Annotated in this window: 18 protein-coding genes and 6 pseudogenes; 1 reads left to right on the top strand and 23 read right to left on the bottom strand. The window is 39.6% G+C overall.

What is annotated here, in order from left to right:
* Positions 1-83: 83 nt before the first annotated feature.
* Positions 84-800 carry a YebC/PmpR family DNA-binding transcriptional regulator gene (locus QMQ21_RS13405; protein ID WP_000532877.1) on the bottom strand — a complete coding sequence of 239 codons (717 nt, stop codon included), beginning with the start codon at positions 798-800 and terminating at the stop codon, positions 84-86.
* Positions 801-1,063: 263 nt separating this feature from the next.
* On the opposite strand from QMQ21_RS13405, the pseudogene QMQ21_RS19530 reads away from it, so the two are divergent.
* Positions 1,064-2,796 (top strand): annotated as a pseudogene (locus QMQ21_RS19530) (IS1634 family transposase).
* 755 nt (positions 2,797-3,551) lie between these two features.
* Here QMQ21_RS19530 and ply read toward each other — a convergent pair.
* From ply to QMQ21_RS13285, 22 genes and pseudogenes are all read right to left on the bottom strand, one after another.
* On the bottom strand, positions 3,552-4,967 hold the full coding sequence (gene ply, locus QMQ21_RS13390) for a cholesterol-dependent cytolysin pneumolysin (protein WP_023936456.1): 1,416 nt from the start codon (positions 4,965-4,967) through the stop codon (positions 3,552-3,554).
* Positions 4,968-4,977: 10 nt separating this feature from the next.
* Complete coding sequence (locus QMQ21_RS13385) at positions 4,978-5,388, bottom strand: hypothetical protein (protein WP_023936458.1); 411 nt, start codon at positions 5,386-5,388, stop codon at positions 4,978-4,980.
* Positions 5,381-5,989, bottom strand: a complete 609-nt coding sequence (locus QMQ21_RS13380) for a hypothetical protein (protein WP_023936460.1) — start codon at positions 5,987-5,989, stop codon at positions 5,381-5,383. The genes QMQ21_RS13385 and QMQ21_RS13380 overlap by 8 nt, the downstream gene beginning before the upstream one ends.
* Positions 5,990-6,001: 12 nt before the next feature.
* Positions 6,002-6,460: a DUF4231 domain-containing protein gene (locus QMQ21_RS13375; RefSeq protein WP_261813868.1), complete on the bottom strand. Its 459-nt coding sequence runs from the start codon at positions 6,458-6,460 to the stop codon at positions 6,002-6,004.
* 311 nt (positions 6,461-6,771) lie between these two features.
* Positions 6,772-8,973, bottom strand: a complete 2,202-nt coding sequence (locus tag QMQ21_RS13370; RefSeq protein WP_261814614.1) for a DUF1542 domain-containing protein — start codon at positions 8,971-8,973, stop codon at positions 6,772-6,774.
* Complete coding sequence (locus QMQ21_RS13365; protein ID WP_261814613.1) at positions 8,967-9,458, bottom strand: hypothetical protein; 492 nt, start codon at positions 9,456-9,458, stop codon at positions 8,967-8,969. Before QMQ21_RS13365 ends, QMQ21_RS13370 begins: the two co-directional genes overlap by 7 nt.
* A 57-nt stretch (positions 9,459-9,515) precedes the next feature.
* Positions 9,516-9,782, bottom strand: coding sequence for a hypothetical protein (locus QMQ21_RS13360; RefSeq protein ID WP_261814612.1), 267 nt, complete (start codon positions 9,780-9,782; stop codon positions 9,516-9,518).
* Positions 9,779-10,540 (bottom strand): YSIRK-type signal peptide-containing protein, encoded by a 762-nt coding sequence (locus QMQ21_RS13355; RefSeq protein ID WP_261814611.1) that lies wholly within the window; start codon positions 10,538-10,540, stop codon positions 9,779-9,781. The genes QMQ21_RS13360 and QMQ21_RS13355 overlap by 4 nt, the downstream gene beginning before the upstream one ends.
* A gap of 822 nt (positions 10,541-11,362) precedes the next feature.
* Positions 11,363-11,815 (bottom strand): PBECR4 domain-containing protein, encoded by a 453-nt coding sequence (locus QMQ21_RS13350; protein WP_261814610.1) that lies wholly within the window; start codon positions 11,813-11,815, stop codon positions 11,363-11,365.
* 761 nt (positions 11,816-12,576) lie between these two features.
* The gene (locus QMQ21_RS13345) at positions 12,577-13,002 is read right to left on the bottom strand and encodes a PIN domain-containing protein (protein WP_000204075.1); all 426 of its coding nucleotides are present in this window, start codon (positions 13,000-13,002) and stop codon (positions 12,577-12,579) included.
* 131 nt (positions 13,003-13,133) lie between these two features.
* Entirely contained in the window at positions 13,134-13,487 is a 354-nt protein-coding gene (locus tag QMQ21_RS13340; protein ID WP_284525443.1) for an ImmA/IrrE family metallo-endopeptidase, read from the bottom strand.
* 45 nt (positions 13,488-13,532) lie between these two features.
* On the bottom strand, positions 13,533-13,739 hold the full coding sequence (locus QMQ21_RS13335; protein ID WP_345774411.1) for a hypothetical protein: 207 nt from the start codon (positions 13,737-13,739) through the stop codon (positions 13,533-13,535).
* Positions 13,740-13,751: 12 nt separating this feature from the next.
* Positions 13,752-14,096: a helix-turn-helix domain-containing protein gene (locus tag QMQ21_RS13330; protein WP_001056000.1), complete on the bottom strand. Its 345-nt coding sequence runs from the start codon at positions 14,094-14,096 to the stop codon at positions 13,752-13,754.
* 372 nt (positions 14,097-14,468) lie between these two features.
* Positions 14,469-15,419 carry an N-acetylmuramoyl-L-alanine amidase family protein gene (locus QMQ21_RS13325; RefSeq protein ID WP_000401884.1) on the bottom strand — a complete coding sequence of 317 codons (951 nt, stop codon included), beginning with the start codon at positions 15,417-15,419 and terminating at the stop codon, positions 14,469-14,471.
* A gap of 374 nt (positions 15,420-15,793) precedes the next feature.
* Positions 15,794-17,163, bottom strand: a pseudogene (locus QMQ21_RS13320) (MATE family efflux transporter).
* Positions 17,164-17,277: 114 nt separating this feature from the next.
* Positions 17,278-18,443 (bottom strand): annotated as a pseudogene (gene recA, locus QMQ21_RS13315) (recombinase RecA).
* A gap of 54 nt (positions 18,444-18,497) precedes the next feature.
* A complete protein-coding gene (locus QMQ21_RS13310; protein ID WP_261814660.1) occupies positions 18,498-18,866 on the bottom strand; it encodes a nicotinamide-nucleotide amidohydrolase family protein in 369 nt (122 codons plus the stop codon).
* A 3-nt stretch (positions 18,867-18,869) separates the two neighbouring features.
* Positions 18,870-19,751: a competence/damage-inducible protein A gene (locus QMQ21_RS13305; protein ID WP_261814606.1), complete on the bottom strand. Its 882-nt coding sequence runs from the start codon at positions 19,749-19,751 to the stop codon at positions 18,870-18,872.
* A gap of 81 nt (positions 19,752-19,832) precedes the next feature.
* Positions 19,833-20,847, bottom strand: a pseudogene (gene lytR, locus QMQ21_RS13300) (glycopolymer--peptidoglycan transferase LytR).
* A gap of 7 nt (positions 20,848-20,854) precedes the next feature.
* Positions 20,855-21,372 (bottom strand): annotated as a pseudogene (locus QMQ21_RS13295) (GNAT family N-acetyltransferase).
* Entirely contained in the window at positions 21,362-21,805 is a 444-nt protein-coding gene (gene tsaE, locus QMQ21_RS13290) for a tRNA (adenosine(37)-N6)-threonylcarbamoyltransferase complex ATPase subunit type 1 TsaE (RefSeq protein WP_023936473.1), read from the bottom strand. The pseudogene QMQ21_RS13295 and the gene tsaE overlap by 11 nt, the downstream one beginning before the upstream one ends.
* A gap of 189 nt (positions 21,806-21,994) precedes the next feature.
* A pseudogene (locus tag QMQ21_RS13285) lies at positions 21,995-22,613 on the bottom strand (hypothetical protein).
* Positions 22,614-22,935 lie beyond the last annotated feature (322 nt).

Here is a 22,935-nt window from a genome sequence, read left to right as displayed (position 1 = left end):
AAAAAGTTTTCATGAGAACTATTTTCTTGATTAAAAAAATCCCAAGTGATTTTTTCACTTAGGATCATATTCTCTAGGTTAAATTAGAACCCATCTACGTTTGTGTAGATTTTTTGTACGTCTTCGTCGTCTTCAAGGACGCTGTAAAGTTTTTCAAAGGTTTCAAGGTCATCGCCTGACAATTCCACTTCTGATTGAGGAATCATTTCCAATTCAGTCACTTGGAATTCTTCGATACCTGACTCACGAAGGGCAACGATAGCCTTGTGAAGGTCAGTTGGCGCTGTGTAAACTGTGATTGTTCCTTCTTCTGCTTCTACATCATCCACATCCACATCTGCTTCGAGCAATTGCTCAAAGACCGCGTCCGCATCTTCACCTGCAAATACAATAACACCTTTGTTATCAAAGAGGTAAGAAACAGAACCTGAAGCGCCCATGTTTCCGCCGTTTTTACCAAAGGCTGCACGGACATTAGCCGCTGTACGGTTAACGTTTGAAGTCAAAGTATCCACGATCAACATAGAACCATTTGGTCCAAAACCTTCGTAACGTCCTTCTGTAAAGGTTTCGTCTGTGTTTCCTTTTGCTTTATCAATCGCTTTATCAATAACGTGTTTTGGCACTTGGGCTTGTTTAGCACGGTCGATAACGAATTTCAAAGCTGAGTTTGATTCTGGATCTGGATCACCTTTTTTAGCTGCTACATAGATTTCTACACCAAATTTTGCATATACTTTAGAGTTAGCTCCATCTTTAGCCGTTTTCTTGGCTACGATATTGGCCCATTTACGTCCCATTAGGAATCTCCTTTTTTCACATTTTAATCTTTCTTATTATAACACAAGTTTTTTCGATTTTCACTAGAGGAAATGGATTTTATTCAGTAAATCCAACTAGGATAGCACTTTTGTTGCCAAGATGGTCTTGCCGGGACTTTGACAGTTGTGAAGTGAAAAACTCCTCATAAAGGTTGATATAAGGGGATTTTCTTGTCAAATTTCACCGTTTTTTATTTGCGTACTTTTCCGTACTTTGTTATAATAGAGCGAGGTATAAAAAGATGAGAGTGAAACAATCAAAGTCAAAAAACACTATCAACTACGCTATTATTAAAGACATCAAGGTTGGAAATAAACGGACTTCTACTATCGTAGAAAACTTAGGCAATCATAACACACTCTTAAAAGAACATCCTGATATGGAACCTCTTGAGTGGGCTCGTTTACGTGCCAAGGAATTAACTGAGAAAGAAAAAGAAGAAAATAAAGATTTCCTCATTACCTTTAGTCAGAACAAACAGTTAAAACAAAATCAATTGAACGAATATCATGGAGGCTATCTCTTCCTACAAGACCTCTATCATCAACTAGATTTGCCTAGAATTAACAAAGAAATCCAAAAACGACATCGTTTTAATTTCTCTCTAGATGATATCCTATCTCGATTGATTTATGGACGGATTCTAGCTCCTGCTTCAAAACGATCCACCCTAGAATTTTCAAAAACATTACTCGAACCTAAAGAATTTGAACTCCAACATTTTTATCGGGCTCTTGAAGTTATTTCTAATGAAACAGAGTTTATACAAGAACAAACCTATCAAACTTCAAAAAAGATGACCCAACGACAGACAGAAGTTCTCTACTATGACTGTACTAACTTCTATTTTGAAATTGAAGCTGAAGATGAGGAAGGACTTCTGAGACAATACGGTCCATCTAAAGAACATCGCCCAAATCCAATTGTGGAGATGGGACTCTTTATGGACAAACAAGAATTCCCCTAGCTTTCTGTATCCACCCTGGAAATACAAATGAACAAACTACTCTTAAACCATTAGAAAGAAAGATTGTCAAGGAGTACAAGGCTTCAAAATTTGTAGTCTGTACAGATGCTGGACTCTCATCAAAAGCCAATAAGATGTACAATTCTTTTGGGGAACGTTCCTATGTCACAACTCAATCTATCAAGAAGTTAAAGAAAGAATACAGAGACTGGGCTTTGGATAAAAGTGGTTGGCGAATGGTTGGGGATAAGAATCCTATCTTTTACAATCTGGATGAGCTAGAGCACAGAGAGGAATTAAAAAAACAGCTCTTCTTTAAAGAATCTCCTTTTTATGATGAAGATTTACCAAATCAACGCTTGATTGTGACCTTTTCTACTAAATATCAAGACTATCATCGAACGATACGAGAGAGACAGATTGAACGGGCTAGTAAGTTACTGGGCAAGCCCAGCCAAGCTACCAAGAAGAGACAAACCGATTTTAAGAGATTTCTGAAAGAAACAAGTACTACCAAAGAAGGGGAAATCGCCGAGAAAAGGATTCTAACTCTTGATGAGGAACGTATTCAAGAAGAGGCTCAATATGATGGTCTCTACGCCGTAGCCACTAATCTAGATGAAGATATCCAGACAATTGTAGTCATCAATCAAAGGCGGTGGGAAATTGAAGAGAGTTTTCGTATCATGAAGCAGGAACTACGAGCCAGACCCGTTTATCTCAGCCGTTCAGATAGGATTCAAGCACATTTCACTATTTGTTTCCTAGCACTAATGATTTATCGTCTCTTGGAAAAACAACTAGGAGAAACAGTCACCTGTTCAGAACTCATCCAAACCTTACGCAATTACAAGTTCAAACATCTTTATGGAGCAGGATATCTTCCAACTTACACCAGAACAACTATCACGGATCAACTCCACCAAGCATTTGGTTTCCAAACTGATTTTGAGATTATAAGCGAAAAAAATATGAAAAAAATTTTTAAGAAAACCAAATCTAGATAAAAAGTACGCATTTTTTAAAAAGAGAAAAAGAGCTCCGAAAAGCTGTCATATCAGTATTTAGGGGCTCTTTGATTTCGAAAAACTGTCAAAGATGGGATTATAACACAAGTTTTTTCGATTTTCACTAGAGGAAATGGATTTTATTCAGTAAATCCAACTAGGATAGCACTTTTGTTGCCAAGATGGTCTTGCCTTTCCATCCTTATCAACATTCAAAAAACAAACTAGACCATTATCTGAAAATAGAAAGTTTCTACCAAGTTTGACAAAGTCCGCTCAAACTACTGTTTAGAGTTTGTAGATATAATCGACAAAAACAATCATACTGCACCTTTTATTGACAGTCTACTCCAGACATATCATAGTTCAAGTAAATACTTTGAAATTCAACAGTTCTTATAGGCGCTATTGTATTCTAAGAAATCAATAGAAGAATTTCTAACCAAACATCTATTACTCAATGAAAATCAAAGAGCAAACTCGAAAACTAGCCACAGGTTGCTCAAAACACTGTTTTGAGGTTGCAGATAGGGCTGACGTAGTTTGAAGAGATTTTCGAAGAGTGTAATTTATGTGTTCCTGAAACAGAAATGTATGCTCTTTTTGATTTCACATGATACTGAAGTTAGACTAGTACAACGGCACTTCTAAAACAAGTAAAAGGTAGCTAATTCCCTGTATAGCAAGGAGTTTCACTACCCTTTTTACTTTTTCTTACAGCTACGGTTTGATAGACTCATTTTAAAATCACGAGCCTAGTCATTTTCTACCTTATCCTCTACCTGAGGATAAAGAGTCGTTCCCCAAATAGAAATCGTCCGCTTACGCACTAGTGGCAAATCGGTTTTTTCATAAACCGTACGCCACCATTCCCAGGCAAGTCCGGTACACTCTCTAATTTTGACAGAGAGATTGCGAACATTCCCTTTTAAAGGAATACTAGTGGTAAAATGAGCCGTCAAATCCTGCCCATTTCTGTCCCAAGCCTTAGGAGTCAAAACTTCCTTACCTTGATTATCATAGGATAATTCATCCCAAGTAATGTAATATTGGGCAACATAGGCACCACTATGATCCAAAAGTAAATCTCCGTTTCTGTAAGCTGTCACCTTAGTCTCAACATAGTCTGTACTGTTTTGAAAGCTCGCAACTACATTGTCCCGTAAAAAAGAAGTTGTATAGGAAATCGGCAAACCTGGGTGATCTGCTGTAAAGCGACTGCCTTCTTGAATCAAGTCCTCTACCATATCCACCTTGCCTGTTACAACTCGGGCACCCGAACTCGGGTCGCCCCCTAAAATAACCGCCTTCACTTCTGTATTGTCCAAAATCTGTTTCCACTCTGTCTGAGGAGCTACCTTGACTCCTTTTATCAAAGCTTCAAAAGCAGCCTCTACTTCATCACTCTTACTCGTGGTTTCCAACTTGAGATAGACTTGGCGCCCATAAGCAACACTCGAAATATAGACCAAAGGACGCTCTGCAGAAATTCCTCTCTGTCTTAAATCCTCTACCGTTACAGTATCTTGAAACACATCTCCTGGATTTTTAACAGCATCTACGCTGACTGTATAATAAATCTGCTTAAAATTAACAATCTGAATCTGCTTTTCGCCCGAATGGACAGAATTAAAATCAATATCAAGAGAATTCCCTGTCTTTTCAAAGTCAGAACCAAACTTGACCTTGAGTTGTTCCATGCTGTGAGCCGTGATTTTTTCATACTGCATTCTAGCTGGGACATTATTGACCTGACCATAATCTTGATGCCACTTGGCCAACAAATCGTTTACCGCTCCGCGAACACTTGAATTGCTGGGATCTTCTACTTGGAGAAAGCTATCACTACTTGCCAAACCAGGCAAATCAATACTATAAGTCATCGGAGCACGATCGACCGCAAGAAGAGTGGGATTATTCTCTAACAAGGTCTCATCCACTACGAGAAGCGCTCCAGGATAGAGGCGACTATCGTTGGTAGCCGTCACGGAAATATCACTTGTGTTTGTCGACAGGCTCCGCTTCTTTCTTTCGATAACAACAAACTCATCGGGTAGCTGATTCCCCTCTTTGATGAAACGATTTTCAATACTTTCTCCCTGATGGGTCAAGAGTTTCTTTTTATCGTAATCCATAGCTAGTATAAAGTCATTTACTGCTTTATTTGCCATATTCTTCCTCCTAATAAGTTCCTGGATTGAGTTGCATAAACTCAGACTTGTTCAGCGAAATCAGCCGTGGTTGGACTAAGTGATCCAAAACTTCCTCGTACAATTCTTCTGAGACATTGCGTCGCCGTCTGGCTAGATAAGAAGTCGGAATGACCGTATTATCTAACATAAATACCTTATCTAAGTCAATCAAGGTTGGTCTTGTAAAAGGATTACGAGCTAGATCCGGCTCTTCTATCATAAAGTTCTTGACCAAACGTCTGGTCAAGAGAGCTGGTTTGAAGGTCTGATTTTTAACCAACTCTTTGTTTTTAGTCATGCTGTTGTCAATACAAATATACATATGATTCTTCACAGCCAAATCGCTACTAATAGTCGGAAAAGGCAAATAAAGAGCTACAACATCTCCTCTCTTAATCAAGCAAGAGCACCCCCTTTTCTCCTAATGTAACATAGACAGGATTGACCAAGTCTTCTGATTGACTCAGTGCTTCCAAAGTTTGAGTTTGGCGCCCTGTCAATTTAGTAGCATCTTGTCTCTTCAATACAAAATGCTTGTCGCCAATTACCTTGACACTATAATCCTTCTCCAAAGCTGACTGGTAAATCCACATCAGATGCTGTCTGTCCTGAGAACTCAAGAGAGAAGGATGTTCAAGTCCCCCAATAGTCTGATAAAAATCAAAAACAGGAGCTAACTCTTGCCAATCTGACTGGCTAGTTGTCAAGGCTAGAAAAAGGGCTTTGCGAGCTGATACTTCTTGATTAGCCTTGAGAGTCCCTTTTCCCTCCAAGTTTGTTAGAAAGTGGGAAACTCCAGAAAGCAAATCTTTCTCTAACTGCGAGAAATAAAAACCTTGCCTTCCCAGACATAAGTCTCTCAAGTCGCTTTCTCTAGCAAATAAGAGTTCAAATAGTTGATAGTAAAAGAAAAATATCTGGCACTGAGTCGCGCTCATCTTTTCCTTATCGGCTTCTTTTTTCAACCAGAGCAAGGGCAATAGGTAGCTGGATTGAAACATTTCCTCCACCTCCTATTCTTTTTTCTCTGGAGCATCTGCACTAGCTGCTACTTCTTTTGACTGGATACTTTCCCACTGGTTGATTTCCTCTGAGATAAGACCTTCGCATGTCTTGACAAATAGGGCAAAATCCTTGGTTTTTCCTGCATATTTCTCCGTTTGACATTGATAGAGGAATTTTTCTCTCTCCAGGAGTTGCGCAGTCTTTTGGTAAGAAATCCAGTGTTCCTTGGCATTATACAAATTGAGAATCCCCTCACACAGCAAGCCTAGACTGGACAAGGCAACCGAAATCAAACGGTAGCGATCACCTGGCATAGGAATAGCACAAAAAACAGCTATGAGAAAACCTGCCACGATTTCTGTTATTTTTAATACCTTATAGCGTCTACGATGTTGAACGCTTTTCTTTAAAAAATGAGCTATCTGTACGTCTAATCGCTCTGTCAAGTACATTTCTTCTGGCGTCATGTTCGTAATCCCTTTCATTTACTTTGATAATCATAGTATAACATATTTGAATATCAAAGTATAGTAAAAACTGAACTATAACTTATTATAAAATCCAAATATGAAATATTTGTGAAATAAGGGAAAAATATCACAAAAAGGATGGAACAAAAAGTTTCAAAATGATAAAAGCGCATAATATCTTGCCTTAAAAAGCTTGATATTATGCGTTTTATCAGAGAAAGATTTTCTAAATGTTCACCTCAAATTGAGTTTTTCCAACATTCTTTCAATCAGTATTCTAGCTGGTTTCCGACTCGTCTAAACTTTGCTTATCTTAGCTGAGCAAGAATAGCTTTGAGTTTCTCAATCAACTCATCTTCTGTGTGGTCAGACTCTTTCTCATTGGCTAGGAAGGCAACTGCTTGAGCGAGAGCTTCTCGTGCTTGGTCGAGGACTTTCGCATCTACACTTGTAAGGTCGCTTTCTTGCAGAACCTTAGTCAATTCCTTGGTCAATTTCTTGAGTTCTGACTCTTTCTTGCGACGCGCGATGAGGAAGAGAAGGAGACCAAGAAGGGCGAGCAGGCTACCAATCATGGTACCGTATGGAAGATGACCTTGCTCTTTCCTTGTTTCTTTCGTTTTTTCTTCATCCTTAGTCGCTTGCTTGCCTCTCAAGGATTCGAGTGCTTCTTTGACCTTAGCAGTAATCTCTCTCAAACCTGCCTCTGACAAGTCAGCATTTCTAAGGGCTTCTTGACCCTCTCCGAGAATGATCTTCGCAGCGTCAATGACAGATTGATCAATACCATCCAAGTCTTTCAAACGAGTTTCCAAGTCTTGAATCAACTCTCTTAAGACGGATTTATCAACCTGTTTCTCTTGACTCGATTGAGCGCCTCCAGCAAAGGCTACACTTCTACGGCTACGCACTGCTGGTCTCGCAGAACTTTCAGATAGCCCTTGTGGAGACTCTGCTTCTGTCGCATTTCCTGTTCCCCTCTGTTGACTAGATAAACTAGTAGCTTGATCCGTCGAATCACCTAAATGAGCTGGAGTGCTTGGAGTAGTAGGCTGAGTTTGGTTATTTGCATCACCTTGACTGCCATCACCAGATGGAGCTGGTCTATCTCCTTGGCTAGCCGTATCCCCTCTATTATCTGAACCTGTTTGGTTGCCACCATTACTTGGTGTGAATGAGTTTCCTTGGTTAATACGATCAGAAAGATCTTTAAGAATTTTATCAAGGGCAGTTAAGCCGTCTTCCTTAGCCTGATTAACCGCTTCTTGGTCACCTGCTTGGTCAATGGCGGTCTTAGCTTTTTCTGCTTCCTCAGTAACCTTCGCTTTGGCGGTCTTCTTCTCTGCTTCCGTCAAGTCTGGATTGTTGCCGATGGCAGTCGTCTTCTCATTCGCTTTGTCTACAATCGCTTGTTTTTGACCGTCGCGTCCGATTGGATTCAGACCATCAAGGGCAGTTAAGCCGTCTTCCTTAGCCTGATTAACCGCTTCTTGGTCACCTGCTTGGTCAATGGCGGTCTTAGCTTTTTCTGCTTCCTCAGTAACCTTCGCTTTGGCGGTCTTCTTCTCTGCTTCCGTCAAGTCTGGATTGTTGCCGATGGCAGTCGTCTTCTCATTCGCTTTGTCTACAATCGCTTGTTTTTGACCGTCGCGTCCGATTGGATTCAGACCATCAAGGGCAGTTAAGCCGTCTTCCTTAGCCTGATTAACCGCTTCTTGGTCACCTGCTTGGTCAATGGCGGTCTTAGCTTTTTCTGCTTCCTCAGTAACCTTCGCTTTGGCGGTCTTCTTCTCTGCTTCCGTCAAGTCTGGATTGTTGCCGATGGCAGTCGTCTTCTCATTCGCTTTGCGTGTGACTTCTTGCTTCGGAATATCTCTCCCTACTGGGTTAACATTCTGAATGTCACTCAAGCCTTGTTGTAGGGAATTCTCGACGTCACCGATATTCTGAGCTCGATTGATTCCACTTGTAGCTCGCCTTGCATAAATATCAACTTTACTAGTGGCACCTCTTTGCTCCACTTCGGACAAGTTCCTATTACCAGTAATGCTATTATTTTTGTCTCTACGTGCTTGTTCTATTTGTTTAAGAGCGTCCTCTTTGAATTCCGAAGTAGTTCTACTATGCCACTGATTGACAAGGAAAACTTCATGACCATCTTGTCCTCGCAGCCCTGCTGCATAGTCTAGTTTACCAAGATCATTATTTCCCTCAGTTTCAAAGGTTAGCATATAAGAACGGTCTGAGTTTGGGAGTTGGAAATAGTATAATGCTGCATTGGCGTCTCTTTTAATATTTTCTAGCTTTTCATTGGATATAGCTTGAGCCTCCCGACTTTCAGCTTGTTTTTCATAAGGATTAGCATTATAACGGCGCCCTGTAGCTAAATCTTCTAAATTTCTACGCGGAAAAGATGTAGGTCCAATTCTTCTAGATAAGCCACTATTTGAAATAGTTCCTTTTTTTACATCTCCGAGTCCTATATTTGCTCTCTTTAATTTTTCTACCAAATCTCGACCATCTTGAGAGCATGTCCTCCCCCGCCACGGTCATAATAACTGATTCCTACAGTATTCGTTTTAACGGTTTGCCCGCTTGGGACAGTGAACCACACTTCTGTGTGACCTGGAAACGTCCTGTGATTATCTTTATTGATTTCAATTTTCCATAAAAACCCTTTATTAGTAGGTCTTACTGTGACGTTTAGATACTTATAGCCATCTTTAACAAATGCAGTAGCATTATTCCTCGGACGTCTGTCTGAGAAGAATACATAGGTGTACTTATCGTAAGGAGAATGACCCTTTATGTCCGTCCTCTCAAAGTAACTTTCTCTAGCTGTTAGAAAGTCCTGAGAGTAGTTTTCGCTAGCTCTTGCCACCCTTGCAGACCTTCCACTATAGTTAGCACTACGAAAGTCAGAGTAGCCACCATCACGTGGTTGCGGGGTTACTCCTCCACCTGTAGTCTCTTCTCCATATTTTTCTTCCAGCACTCCTTCGATGAGGTCTCGGGATTTTTTCAGGTCGACTAGGGCAGCCGCAAAATCTTCTTAGCTGATGGTATCACCTTTAGAAAAGGCTTCATTGAACTTATCAGCTGCTGCTTTTGCTGCTTGGATTTTACTTTCTTCAGCCCCCTCTTTTCGAAGTTGTTTATAGATAAATTCCAACTCATCTTTTAGTTTATAGGCTCCATCACCCTGATTGCTATAGGTTGGAAGTTCTTGTCGACTAGGCTTTTCACTAGATTCAGTTTTTTCTGAGTTACCTACAGTTTCTGGATTCGCCTGATCTACAGCTGGTGTGGCTTGGATCACTCCCCTCTTTTACGACGCTTTCCACCAGTTGCTTGCTCAGTTGCAGTTCCGTTTGGTTCGACAAGCTTATTATTTGTCGAACTTGCTTCACCCAAGTCTGTCAATTTTGGTAGCGATGGCTCCAAGGCTTGATTGACACGGCTCGTCAGTTCTTCCATAGCTCTTACTTGCTCATCAACCTGCGCTTGCGTCGCTTTTGGATCGTCCAAAACTGCCTTAGATGCTGCTAGACCTGCTTCCACTTCATCGTGGAGCGCTTTCATGGAGCTAAGAGTTAGTTTTTCCAACAAAGCTTGCAGATTGCCTTGGAGTGATTTAGCTTCTGTCGTTTTAGTGGCAGATGTGGGCTGGTCTTGCTCTTTTACTGCTCCTCCTTGAGAAGTTTCTTGAGCAGCTGGCTTCGTCTCTGGTTTGGTAGGAACAAGGCCAGCTGTTTCCTGCCCCTTACTAGCGTCCTCGATTTTAGTCTCTGGAGAGTTTGACTCCCCTGTAGACTGGAGCTCAGCCGACGGTTCAGTCTGAGAGACCTTCTCTGGCTCTTCCCCATCTGACTCCTGTGGTTCCCCATCTGAATTGCCAGCAGATCCAGCAACTACATCACTGGCTGTTGCCGAAGATACTGCAGGTGCCTGCGCTTGCACCCCATTTGCGAAAAACATCAATGCCGCAACCGCAACACTAGCAGCCCCAAAATGGTATTTACGAATGGAATAACGGAAAATTTTCTCTCCATTACCATCATTCTTTTTCTTGAACATAAGTGAATCCTTTCCTAATCTGAGAGCTTCCCCGAGCTTAGAAAGCGCGCAAAAAGCCGACAGTCGATAATATATCAATCATATAGTAACACTTCTGACATACAAGTCAACCTCCTCGCTGACAAGATAGAGTCAGGAAAGGCAAGAAAAAAGCGACAATATATATATATGCACAGACATATAAAACCTTTTGATACAGCCTGTTTTTTAACAAAGAGACAAGAATTATACTACATTTATATATGCACAGCATCCTCTGTGATAAATATTAAAATATTGTTACATTTTGATTACACAATCGTTTCAAAATATATGATAGAAGCCTGAGTATTTTATAGTAATTCCCTTCCTATCAATTAGGTCAACAGTTGAGTGTTACACCCTATCCTCAGCAAAGGACTATGATCAGCATTTTCTAGCCAATAGGACGCTCCAAATCACCTGTTCTAAGTCCATCACTAGCTTGGTCAGTAAGATACAGACTGCAAGGCGACGCTGATGTGGTTTGAAGAGATTTTCATTGAGTATAATTTTAACTTCTTACTTTTCATTCCTATTCCTTAAATAAAAAGCTCACTAAAAAAGTGAGCAACATTTCCAATGAGATACTTCTGTTGACGAGCGCGTCTCTCCGCCCCCTCATTGCCTTGCGAAGAGGCTTGGCGAATCGAAAGGAGGTGTTTTTTCCTGTTTTCAATTCTACTTATTTTTGCACATTTTTTTAATTTTATCAAACAAAAAAACGCAAGCCGAAGCCTGCGAAAAGTTTTTTATAACCATTGAATTTCTTTCACATCTGTTTTACGAACTTTAGCATATTTCTTAGCGCTTGTAAAATGTAGAGTAACCTAGTTTAAACATTCCACTTTTATCTCTTCGTAAACCTAAAATTGCGGATCTTTTGTTTCTATCTTCAAAAAATATGACGTCCAACTTCATAGTGTTTTTAGATAAATCTTTGGCTAGGATACAACAACTTGTTATCTTAGAATAGAAGATATCACCGATAAAACTATACAAAGATATCCTTTCGATTACATCATTGTACATAGGATGATTTCTAAAATCTTCCAAAATAAAAACACCAGCTTGAATAGCAGGTATTGTTTGACTAGCATAATCTCGTGTGATTTTGTGCAAGCCAAATAAGTGATGTAAATCAGTCAAGCAAAAATCTACTTCGAAAGTCTCTAAATGCTTATAATTCGTTGATACTTGACATGTTTTTCCATCGAATTTCTCTTGATAATCTAAAATACAATCAAGTAAGTTCAACGACAAACTCCATATTTTCTCAAAATAAAAAAAGCACGGGGCAGTTCTCACTACTGCCCAAAGTGGATGATTAGAGTCGGCTTCTCTAACTCCCTATGTTGTGCTTATTAGGCTTATCGCAAGGGAACAGTTTTTAGCTCTGCCAAGCCACATAGCGTGCTTACTACTATGTGTCCATGTCTCCATGGATTGCCGAGCGGTTTAACGACGTTTTGGGAGTCGGGATAACGAGAAAAGTGATACTTTTACGTTTTTTCCAACTTAATTATGACATCTTTCTTTCAAAAAGTCAATATTTATCGCTTTCTTTAACGAAAAAAATCCCACAAGAACGAATCCTGTGGGGAGATACACATTTTAGAAAAGCTTTCCTTTATTCTACTATTTTTCTTGTATTTTATCATTCAGTATGATAAAATACAAGTTTTTTGATAAAATAACCAAAAACTACTCGCTATCCCTTCTCACATTACCCTACATATCGTTTGACATGCGACTAATCGTTCAAGGAAACTTCAAGGACAACTTTTCTCTCATCCCCTATGTAGGTCATTTCTACTCTTATAGGCTCAATTTGACACTTTTCTTCTTCGAATTGCTCATATTCCTCCTGAATAGTAAGTTCGATTTATCCAAATTTATTTTTGTCTATTTTGATGAACACTTCCACGAAGATAGTCTGAAAATGAAGCCGCCCCAATTTTCCTTCTCTTTTTAAGCATATTATTCCAGATATGATTGCCCTCTTGTTCAGTAATAAATTACGCTTTAAACGCTTCAATCAGTATATCTCCTGTCGTCATATGTTCTAAAGAAAATTCTTCTACATATGGTTGAACATCTCTTAGGTTATTACTTCCTAATATCCCGTTATGCTTTTTCGCTAAGGAAATAGAAGCCGCTTCTCCCTTACCAATAACCTTGTTACTATCATGATTTCTTGTTAAATTTCTATATAATGCGTATTCTTCAGTTCCAATGTCTATGCTCACAATCTCAGCTGAACCCTTAGCTACTAACTGGTCTATCCTAGATTTTAAATGGGGGATTGTAGGTATATTGATTTCATCATACACCTCTTGTGGAATAACAATTTTACCCGAATAGAGCTTTTCTAAAAGATGTTCAGTGCCAACCCATAAAAATGCTGAAATACAATCTGTATCAATAAATACACGACTAGTCAAACGACAACTCCCCTCTTCATCTAGCCCATATACAATATCATATCTGAAAGCATCTAGTAGCAGTTCCTCATACTTCCCTTGCGAAATTCTGTTATTTTCTAAAAGTTGTTCAGTCGATTTAATATAGTGTCCTAATACCATTCCTTTTTACTTTCTGACAAAGGACGATATAAACTTGTATCATAGCCTAATCTTGAAGCTGTCTCTATAACACTAATATCCATATTTTTAATTTCTTCTGCATCAAGGTATCCATCATTCCGCAATCTATATAACATAGCTTTATGACTGATACCATAAAACTGACCCAATTTTATAATATCTTCTACTTCAAGATGAGTTCTATTAGCATTTTCTCTGATTTCCTCAACCATCCTATACAGTGAAGATGGGGAAACTAAAAAATATGAAGCAAACTGATCCGCTTTTCTTTCAGTTTCATCTCCTTCACCAATCAAGATAAGACTGACTGAACTCTTCTTCACCTCATCATAATAAAGATGATACAGTTCATGTGCTAAAGAAAATCCTTATCTTCCTAATGACATGTCTGAATTGATTACAATGAGACTTGACTGAGTTCCTTTATAACAGACTCCGCTAATATTCTTTCCGAGTCCATAAAATACCAGCGTCAAATTCTCTATCTTTTGTACCAATTTAAAAATATCTATCGGCGCTTCACCGTCAGCTCCCAACTTTTTTCTAAGATTTGAAGCTTTATTACTTAAATCCATTTTATCAATCATTTATTTTGTCTCCAATAGCTGATCTATCTCAAATTGATTCAATACAATTTTATTGATTTTCGCTAAAACTTTAAGATCTTGGTCTACTATTTTATTTTTTCTAAACGATATTACACACTGTTGTTCAGCTTGTTCGCCAAACAAAAGATATTCAACCGTACAGCAAAACAGGGCAGATAGTTTCTCAATAACATCCGACGTGATATTCCTTTCACCTTTTTCCATTTTGGCAATCATGCTTTGATTCAAAGACAAATATTCAGCAATCTTATCTTGAGTAAGATTTGAAGATATTCTAAGTTCTTTTATTCTTTTTCCAACATCACATACATTTATCATATTCATACACCTCTCTCATAAAAAGAATAGCACACTCTTGTCATAAAGTAAATTTTTTAAATAAAAAAATTATGACAAAACAAGGAAGCAATTTATTGATACTGCTTAAAAATCCAAAATTGATGATAGTAAACCTATTTGATGAGTTCCTATCAAAAATCGTATCTTCAACCTCAAAACAGTACTTAAAGCTATCCGACTCGATTTACATTGTCAAATTTAGATTTTATTTTAGCATAACTTTCTAGTTTGCTTTTTGATTTTTATTTAATATAGTAGCAAAAATTGAAGGAAATATCTCCACAAGAAAACGCATACTATTAAGCTTTTTCAAGACCTAATAATATGCGCTGTTCTGATTTGAAAGACATTCCATTATTATTTTACTGTTATCAAGCCTTCAGGCTCGACTGTAAATTCTGGTTTTTCTGCTATCGTGCCATCTTCTTTAAGGTAATACCAGCCATCATTTGATTTGACAAAGGCATTAGAAACCATGTCCCCATTTTGACTATCAAGATAGTACCAAGTCTCCTTGTATTTGATCCAGCCTGTTTTCATAGCACCTTCTCCATCGAAATAGTACCACTTCTCAGCGATTTTCTTCCAGCCTGTCGCCATTTCGCCTGACTGGTCAAACCAGTACCAGTTGCCGTCTGTGTGCTTCTTCCAGCGGTCTGCAAGCATATATCCTGAACCGTCAAAGTAATACCAGGTACCATTAACTTTCTCAAACTTATCTTTTGGATAAGAACCATCTGAGTGTACATACCAGGTGCCAGTATCGTTCTGTCGCCATCCTGCTTCAATCGTCAAGCCGTTTTCAATATCCTGCTTGAATTGCTCACGACTAATGCCCCAGCTTGCAAGATAAGGATAAGGGTCAACATGATCTGAGTTGTTGTCAGGTTGGTTATTGGTGCAATATTCGTGTGTCTTGATACCTGCTAAATCAGCAGTATCAAGCGTTTTAGGTATCCCAGCCTCGTCTGCTAGATTACGCAAGAGTTCGATATAGAGACGATAGTCAATCAGAAACTCTTCTTTCGATTCATGGCTTTCAATCAGTTCAACTTGTGCATAACCTTCTGCATTCCAACCGCCCCCAACGTCCCAGGCACCATTATCAACAGGTCCTACCTGCATAACACGACCATTACCGACTACGTGAGAAAAGAAGCCCAATTCAGGATCTTTTCTGTAATGGTAGTCAGCCTCATTTTGAACCGTTGAATTACGGTTGCCTGTGGAATGGGCATGGACTTGCCTATATGGTTGCACGCCGACTTGAGGCAAATCTGTTCTTAATTTACTCACATCAATTTCCATATTTTACTCCTTATCAATTAAAACAACTTATTTTTTACAATCCAGAGCTAGAAACTCCTTTATTTCTACCTCATAAAGAATACAATCCTAGTCACGATTGGGCTTGTAGATAGAACTTCAAAACGCACTATTTTGACACTGTAAATAGGACTGATAAGGTCTGCATCCTATCTACAATAACACCCCAGACTAAAAAGCTTTTCAAAAGTATATTTTTACAGTCTCTATATGTCCTTTTCATAAATACTATACTTTATTATATCATATAAAAGAAGTCAAAAGTCTGTTAAACTATTTTCAAGACCAAACTAAAGATAACAGCACAAGTTTTTTCGATTTTCACTAGAGGAAATGGATTTTATTAGCAAATACAGCTAGGAGAGCACTTTGGTTGCCAAGATGGCCTTACCTTCTTTTATCAAGGGGTGACGGAACAGTGAGAAGTACAGTTGGATGGTCATGGTAACCCAGATGAGGGGTTCACAAAGAATAACTCCCTTATAGCCCGCCCAAGGGATAATCAAGACCACAAAAGCGATTTTCCCGATTAGTTCGATAAAACTAGAAACCAGAGGAAGGATTTTTTGCCCCAAACCCTGCAAACAATTGCGATAAATCAACAAGAGGCTCAAAATGGGATAAAAGGCTGAACTAATTTGCAGATAGAGACTTCCATTTTCTATCAAGTAACCATCTGTCGAACTAGCCAAGAAGGAAACCAAGGCTGGACTGGCAAAAAAGAGGAAAACACAAACAAAAACTGCCCAGGATATACTTAAACGACTGCCGATTCGAAGGCCTTGAACAATACGGTCTGGGCGCTTGCACCTAAATTCTGAGAAGCAAAGGTCGTCATCGAAGCAGAAATAGCAGTCATCGGAAGAAGGGCGAAGGCCATAATGCGTCGAGCCGCCGTTTGTGCACTTATAATCACTGCGCCAAAGGTATTGACAGAAGACTGTAAAATCACACTGCCGATGGACACAATTGAACTCATCAAGCCCATAGCCAAACCTTGCTCCAAGAGATCTGCGTACAAGGACTTATCCCATTTGAAATGCTTGCGCTGAGGCAAAAGTTCTGGCACACTCTTACAGATATAATAAAAGCAAAGAACCGCTGATAAACCTTGCGAAATAATGGTAGCAAGTCCCGCGGATTGAACTCCCAGATGCAGTTGCGTAATAAAATAGAGATCCAGAACCACATTAACCAGAGCAGAGAAAATCAAAAATCCAAGGGCAGCTAGACTGTCCCCAATGGACTGCAACAAACCTGCAAAAAGATTATAGGCAAAGCTGACACCGACACAAGTCACAATCATAGAAATATATTGATAGGACTGGGGAAGGATTTCAGCAGGGGTATCTAGGTACTGTAAAAGAGGATACAAACCAAGAAAGCCCAGCAGCATCACTACAACACTCAAAAGAGCCCCTAAAATCCAGGTGGATGCTACTGCTTCCTTGATTTTAGTGAAATTCCGAGCTCCATAATAACGGGCAATGACAATCCCCATGCCATTTCCAACACCAAGAGTAAAACCTACAATCAGGTCAAAAATCGCTGTCGTCGCCCCTACCGCTGCCAAGGAGTCTTGTCCAAGAAAACGTCCAACAATCAAGACATCAGCAGTGTTATAGAGTTGCTGAAAGATATTAGACAGCAAGATTGGGAAGGCAAAACTCAAGAGAGAAGGAAGAATCGGACCATGTATCAGGTCCACTGTTCGTTTTTTATTCATAAGGCTATTACATCAGCTTTCTAGTGGAGCCACAAGAAACAGCAAACTATAGTCAATCTGAAATCTTGAATCAAAAATCGAAAAAGTAGCGGATTTCTCCACTACTTTAACAGCTTATTCTTCAATTTCGATTTCAAGTTCATCGCCTAGGTCAAGTGTCACTTCTTCATTCACAGAATCTGCTTGAACTGCTTCATCTTTTTTGTTTTCAGTATCTTGTTCTGAAGCTTCTTCTCCATCAATCAAGCCAAATTTAGAACGGACTTGCTTATCAATTTCATCAAAGATTTCTGGGTGCTCTGCCAAATATTTCTTAGCATTTTCAGAACCTTGACCGATTTTTTCATCCTTGTAAGAATACCAAGCTCCTGCTTTTTTGATAATATCCAAGTCGCTTGCAATCTTCAAGAGTTCACCAGTCTTAGAAATTCCTTCTCCGTACATAATTTCAACTACGGTTTCCTTAAACGGTGGAGCTACCTTATTTTTTACAACCTTAATCTTAGTTTCTTTACCGACATTGGTTTCTTTTTGGTCACCAGTTCCCTTAATTTGTGTGTTACCACGAACATCTAAGCGGACTGAAGCATAGAATTTCAAAGCACGTCCGCCAGGTGTTGTTTCTGGATTTCCAAACATGACCCCAACTTTTTCACGCAATTGGTTGATAAAGATAGCAATTGTTTTGGTTTTATTGATAGAAGCACCAAGTTTACGCATGGCCTGACTCATCATACGGGCCTGCAAACCAACGTGGCTATCACCGATATCTCCATCAATCTCCGCACGAGGTACAAGGGCCGCAACTGAGTCGACCACGACAAGATCTACAGCACCTGAGTCAATCAATTTTCCTGCAATTTCAAGACCTTGCTCTCCTGAGTCTGGTTGTGACAAGAGCAATTCGTCAATGTTAACACCAAGGGCCGCAGCATAAGCTGGGTCAAGGGCATGCTCCGCATCGATAAAGGCTGCAATCCCACCTTCTTTTTGCGCTTGTGCAACTGCATGAAGGGCAACTGTCGTCTTACCAGATGACTCTGGTCCATAGATTTCGATGATACGTCCCTTAGGATAACCACCTGAACCAAGGGCAATGTCAAGAGCTAAAGAACCTGAGCTCATCACTTGCACCTTTTGCTCCGCACGTTCACCCAAACGCATGATTGATCCTTTACCAAAGTCTTTCTCAATCAATTTAAGAGCATCATTCAAGGCCTTTTCACGTTCTGCCCCAATTTTTTTGAAATTTCTTCTAATTTTTTTGGTTTTTTCGCCATTCTATTCTCCTACATTCTAATGATCCTCAGACCTATCTACTATTATATCAAAAGTTAGTCACTTAATAAAGCCTTGCGAACTAGGTTAAAGGCATGCATAACAGCAATGTGACGTACATCTGCTCGACTTCTGCCTCCAATATTGACCTTGATAACCTCAGTTCCTTGCTCTCGAGCCAAGCCTATGAAGACTGTCCCAGCTGGATGCCCTTCTAGGCTATCTGGCCCTGCCACTCCAGTCAAACTAATTCCAAAATCAGATTGAGTCTTGTTTCGTGCCTGCTCAGCCATCTTCTGTGCTGTAAATTCAGATACCACACTCTGTTCTTCCAAATCCTTGACAGGAATATCCAACATTTTTGATTTTTCCTCCAAGCTATAGGTTAAAACCACCCTTAAATATACTTGAAGCTCCTGAAAAATCCGCTACCTAGCTTGGAAAAGACCTGCCGTCAAACTCTCTGCAGCCGTGATGGTTTTCCCTTGTTTTTTCAGTTCTTCTACCACAATGCTGGCTAAACTGGACTCTTCCCCATAACCATAACAAAGGTCTCGTAAAGAAAGTCCTTCAAAGGTCTGGCGATCCAAGATTTGATGTTCCAAAATATCCAGCACTTGATTCGCCTCTTCTTGACTGCTAGCCTTTGTTGACAGACGCAAGGTTACCTCTCCTGTCTTGGCATAAGGTGCCAAGGTCGGATCGGTCTGATTATCAATTAAATCAGCCAAAATCGTCACCAACTGGCTCTCGCCAATCCCAAAGAAACGAAGAACTCGGGAATACAGCTTACTCCCCGTCATCAACTTGGGTAGAAGTTGGTTTAAGACCATAGGCTTCAATTCACTTGGCGGACCAGGAAGGACAACGTAGGTCACTCCATCTACTTCTAGTATTCCTCCCACAGCCAGCCCCGTTTCGTTTGGCAGTGGAGTCGCTCCTTCTACAATTTGGGCTTGTCTTTCGTTATTCGGTGTTCGGGCATAGTCTGGTCGCTGGGCGAAAAAGACATCTAACTTCTCCTGAGCCTGAGGATCGAAGACTAATTCTTTCCCTAAAAATTTAGCCAGAGTTTGTTTGGTCAAATCGTCCTCAGTCGGCCCTAAACCACCTGTCAAAATCACCAGACTGCTACGTTGACTGGCAATCTCAAGCAAAGACAAGAGACGGGCTTCGTTGTCTCCTACAGCCGTCTGAAAATATACATCTACCCCAATCTCTGCTAGTTTTTCTGATAAAAACTGAGCATTAGTGTTGACAATCTGTCCTGTCAAAATCTCTGTTCCAACAGCAATGATTTCTGCTTTCATGTTTCCTCCTACCTATCTATTCGTATTTTTGAAAAAATCGCAGGAAATTTCCCACGATTGATTTTTTATTTGTATCAAAAGTTAATTATCTTCATCACCAACAGGTGCTCTGCCAAATAAATCTTCAAATAAGACCGCATTGGTTTCAAGCTGAGTGACTTCTTCTTGTCCCAAAGAACGTCGGAGTAGATTTTGCATTTCCAACATATGGGCTCTCGAAACAATCTGGTAAGAAACACCTTGAAGCATCTCTCCTTCACCCTGCAACTGCTGAGTTTCAATGGTTTTAAATGAATCTTTATAGCCTAGCAAGTTAGGGATACTTTTTGCAGACAAATCAATATTGGTCTGCATATTGTCACTCAAAGCTTTTAGAATCTCTTGATAATGACCAACGCTATTTAAACTGAGAGCTTTTTCCATGACTTTTTGAATAACTTCACGTTGACGTTTTTGACGACCATAATCCCCCTCAGGATCTTGGTAACGCATTCGTGCATAGACTAGGGCTTCTTCTCCCCCAATATGTGCTCCCCAACACCAATAGAAATGGTATTAAATTCTTCTTGGTCACTGATAGAAATTGGGAAACCTAGGTATTATTGACTGTAATACCACCTACTGCATCCACTAGTTTTTGTAACCCTTTCATATTGACCATCACATAGCGATCAATATGGATATTCATCATTTTTTGAATGGTTTCTATAGCAAGCTCTGCTCCACCATCTGCATATGCTGAATTCAGTTTCGCTTCATGAACCTGACCATTCCCTGATTCAATGCGGGTCAGAATATCCCGCTCTAAACTCATCATCGTTGTTTTTTTCGTTTTAGGATTCACTGTCATCAAGATCATGCTATCACTTCTACCGACCCAAGTTTCAGTTCGTTCAGCGTTTCCAGTGTCAACCCCCATTAACAGAATGGTCAAAGGTTCAGTTGCTTCAATAACCTTGGTTTCTTCGCCGATTTTTTTATAGGTTTTAGCTAAGGTTTCTGTCCCTTGCTGATAAATAGTATAAGCAAAAATACCTGCTCCTACTACAGTTACAGAAAGTAAAGCTAGCACCATTCCAATAATTTTTTTAACCATATTTCTACTAATCGATCAGTTTACCCATCAAGTAAACATCGATAAATTTCCCTTCTTCTATATATGCCCCACGCTCTTGGCGACCTTCAATTATAAAGCCATGCTTTTGATAAAGATGAACTGCTGCTTGATTACGAGTTTGGACAGTCAGTTGGAGACGACGCAGAATGCCACTTGCTTGTGCCCACTCTATCGCTTCTTCTAGCAACAAACTTCCCAAGCCATTATTCCAATATCTTTTGCCAATCACAATGAAGAGATCTCCAATATGACGTACTCTCTTGCGCTGGTCAGCTGTAATATTTACAATACCAGCAATTTTATCATTTAAGAATGCAAGTAAGGTTATCTGATTGTCCGAACTAGCTTGCTTGTTGAGGAATATTTCCATCTCCTCACTGGTCAAGAGAATACCATCTCTGTCTAGGCTGGTAAAATCTGTCTTACACTTACACGATTTAAAAAGGCCACTAATTCAGCTGCATCTTTGGGCTCTGCTTCCCTAATGAGCAATTCATACTCCATGTTGAAGCTCCTCTAAAAGCTTTTCTGCACGCAAACCCTTTGCTTGGAAATGTAATCTGCGACCGTCTTCTTCTTTTAGAATTTCCAACTCTAAATAAGTATCTGGCAAGGCATCTCCTAAGAGATTGCCCCACTCAATAACAGTCACTCCGCCACCAAAGAGAAACTCATCCAAATCGATAGAATCCGCATCTCCTTCAATTCGATAAACATCTAAATGGAAAAGCGGAAGACGCCCCTCATACTCTCTTACGATAGTATAGGTTGGACTTTTAATCATTTGAGAAATCTGTAAACCTTTAGCAAGTCCTTTAGTAAAGGTCGTTTTACCTGCACCCAGTTCTCCAGTTAAGATTAAAACATCATTCTTTGCTAATAGATGACCCAAACGCTCCCCTAAGGCTTGTAGCTCTTCTTCATTTTTTGTGTACATACTCTTATTATACCAAAAACTTTTCTTTTGTGTCTATTTTCCTGCTAAACTTATACTCAATGAAAATCAAAGAGCAAACTAGGAAGCTAGCCGCAGGCTGTACTTGAGTACGGCAAGGCGACGCTGACGTAGTTTGAAGAGATTTTCGAAGAGTATTACCATCATAACATCCATAAAAACAAGCTTTCTCTAAAAGAAAATGAGCGTAGCAATGACCAATACAAGATCTCGGAAAATATGACCATAAAAGGAAACTTCCTTCTTGACCGAATTTGGGACAAGATAGGCTGCAAAAAACAAACCCAGTCCAATATACATCAGAAGAGAGACAATGGTCATTGGATTTCTTAAAAAGAGAAGTGTTGCTAAAATAGTCACCAACACTGTCTTTTTTCTGTCTAGCATAGCAAGAAAATCGCGCATGTATTTTTTCAAGGGTAAAAAAATCAGCAAATCTAGCCCAAATAGAAAGAAAAAGGATGGCAATAAAAAGTCAACTAATTTGCTGCAGCGTATTTTTAATGAACAAGTTATCTGACAAGACAAGGACAGCTCCTAATAAATTAATTAAGAGTAACATACTGTAAAAAAGCTTCACTGACTTCTTACTGGCTAGGACACTATGGACTTCTTGCTTACGGGTATAAAGATAATTTACTCCAGCACAGATTCCTGAAACGAAGACCATACTTCCGATGAAAAAAGCTGTACTTTGTTTAAAGGACAAGATGCATTCCTTCCATAGAAAACAGCTACTCAAACTGATTTGAATTAAAGCTAACAAAAATAAGATTCTCATTGTTTTCATCTTTTCTCTCCCTTCCTACCAATCATTATACTAGGAGAAAAGAGAGAACTGTTTTCAATCTTCTCAAATGTCTCTTTTAGACGCTAAACAAACATGAGAGACTACTACTCAATGAAAATCAAAGAGCAAACTAGGAAGCTAGCCGCAGGTTGCTCAAAACACTGTTTTGAGGTTGCAGATAGAGCTGACGTGGTTTGAAAAGATTTTCGAAGAGTATAAAGTCGCAACAACTGTGTCAATTGCACCAATTTAGTAAGAAAGTATAAAAAAAGAACACCCCGAAAGGTGCTCTGTATAAGTATAGTAATTCTTTCGAATTAAC

The organism is Streptococcus bouchesdurhonensis, from assembly GCF_948472335.1.
Note: the sequence above shows the minus strand (reverse complement) of the source record. Positions and strands in the feature narration are given on the sequence as shown.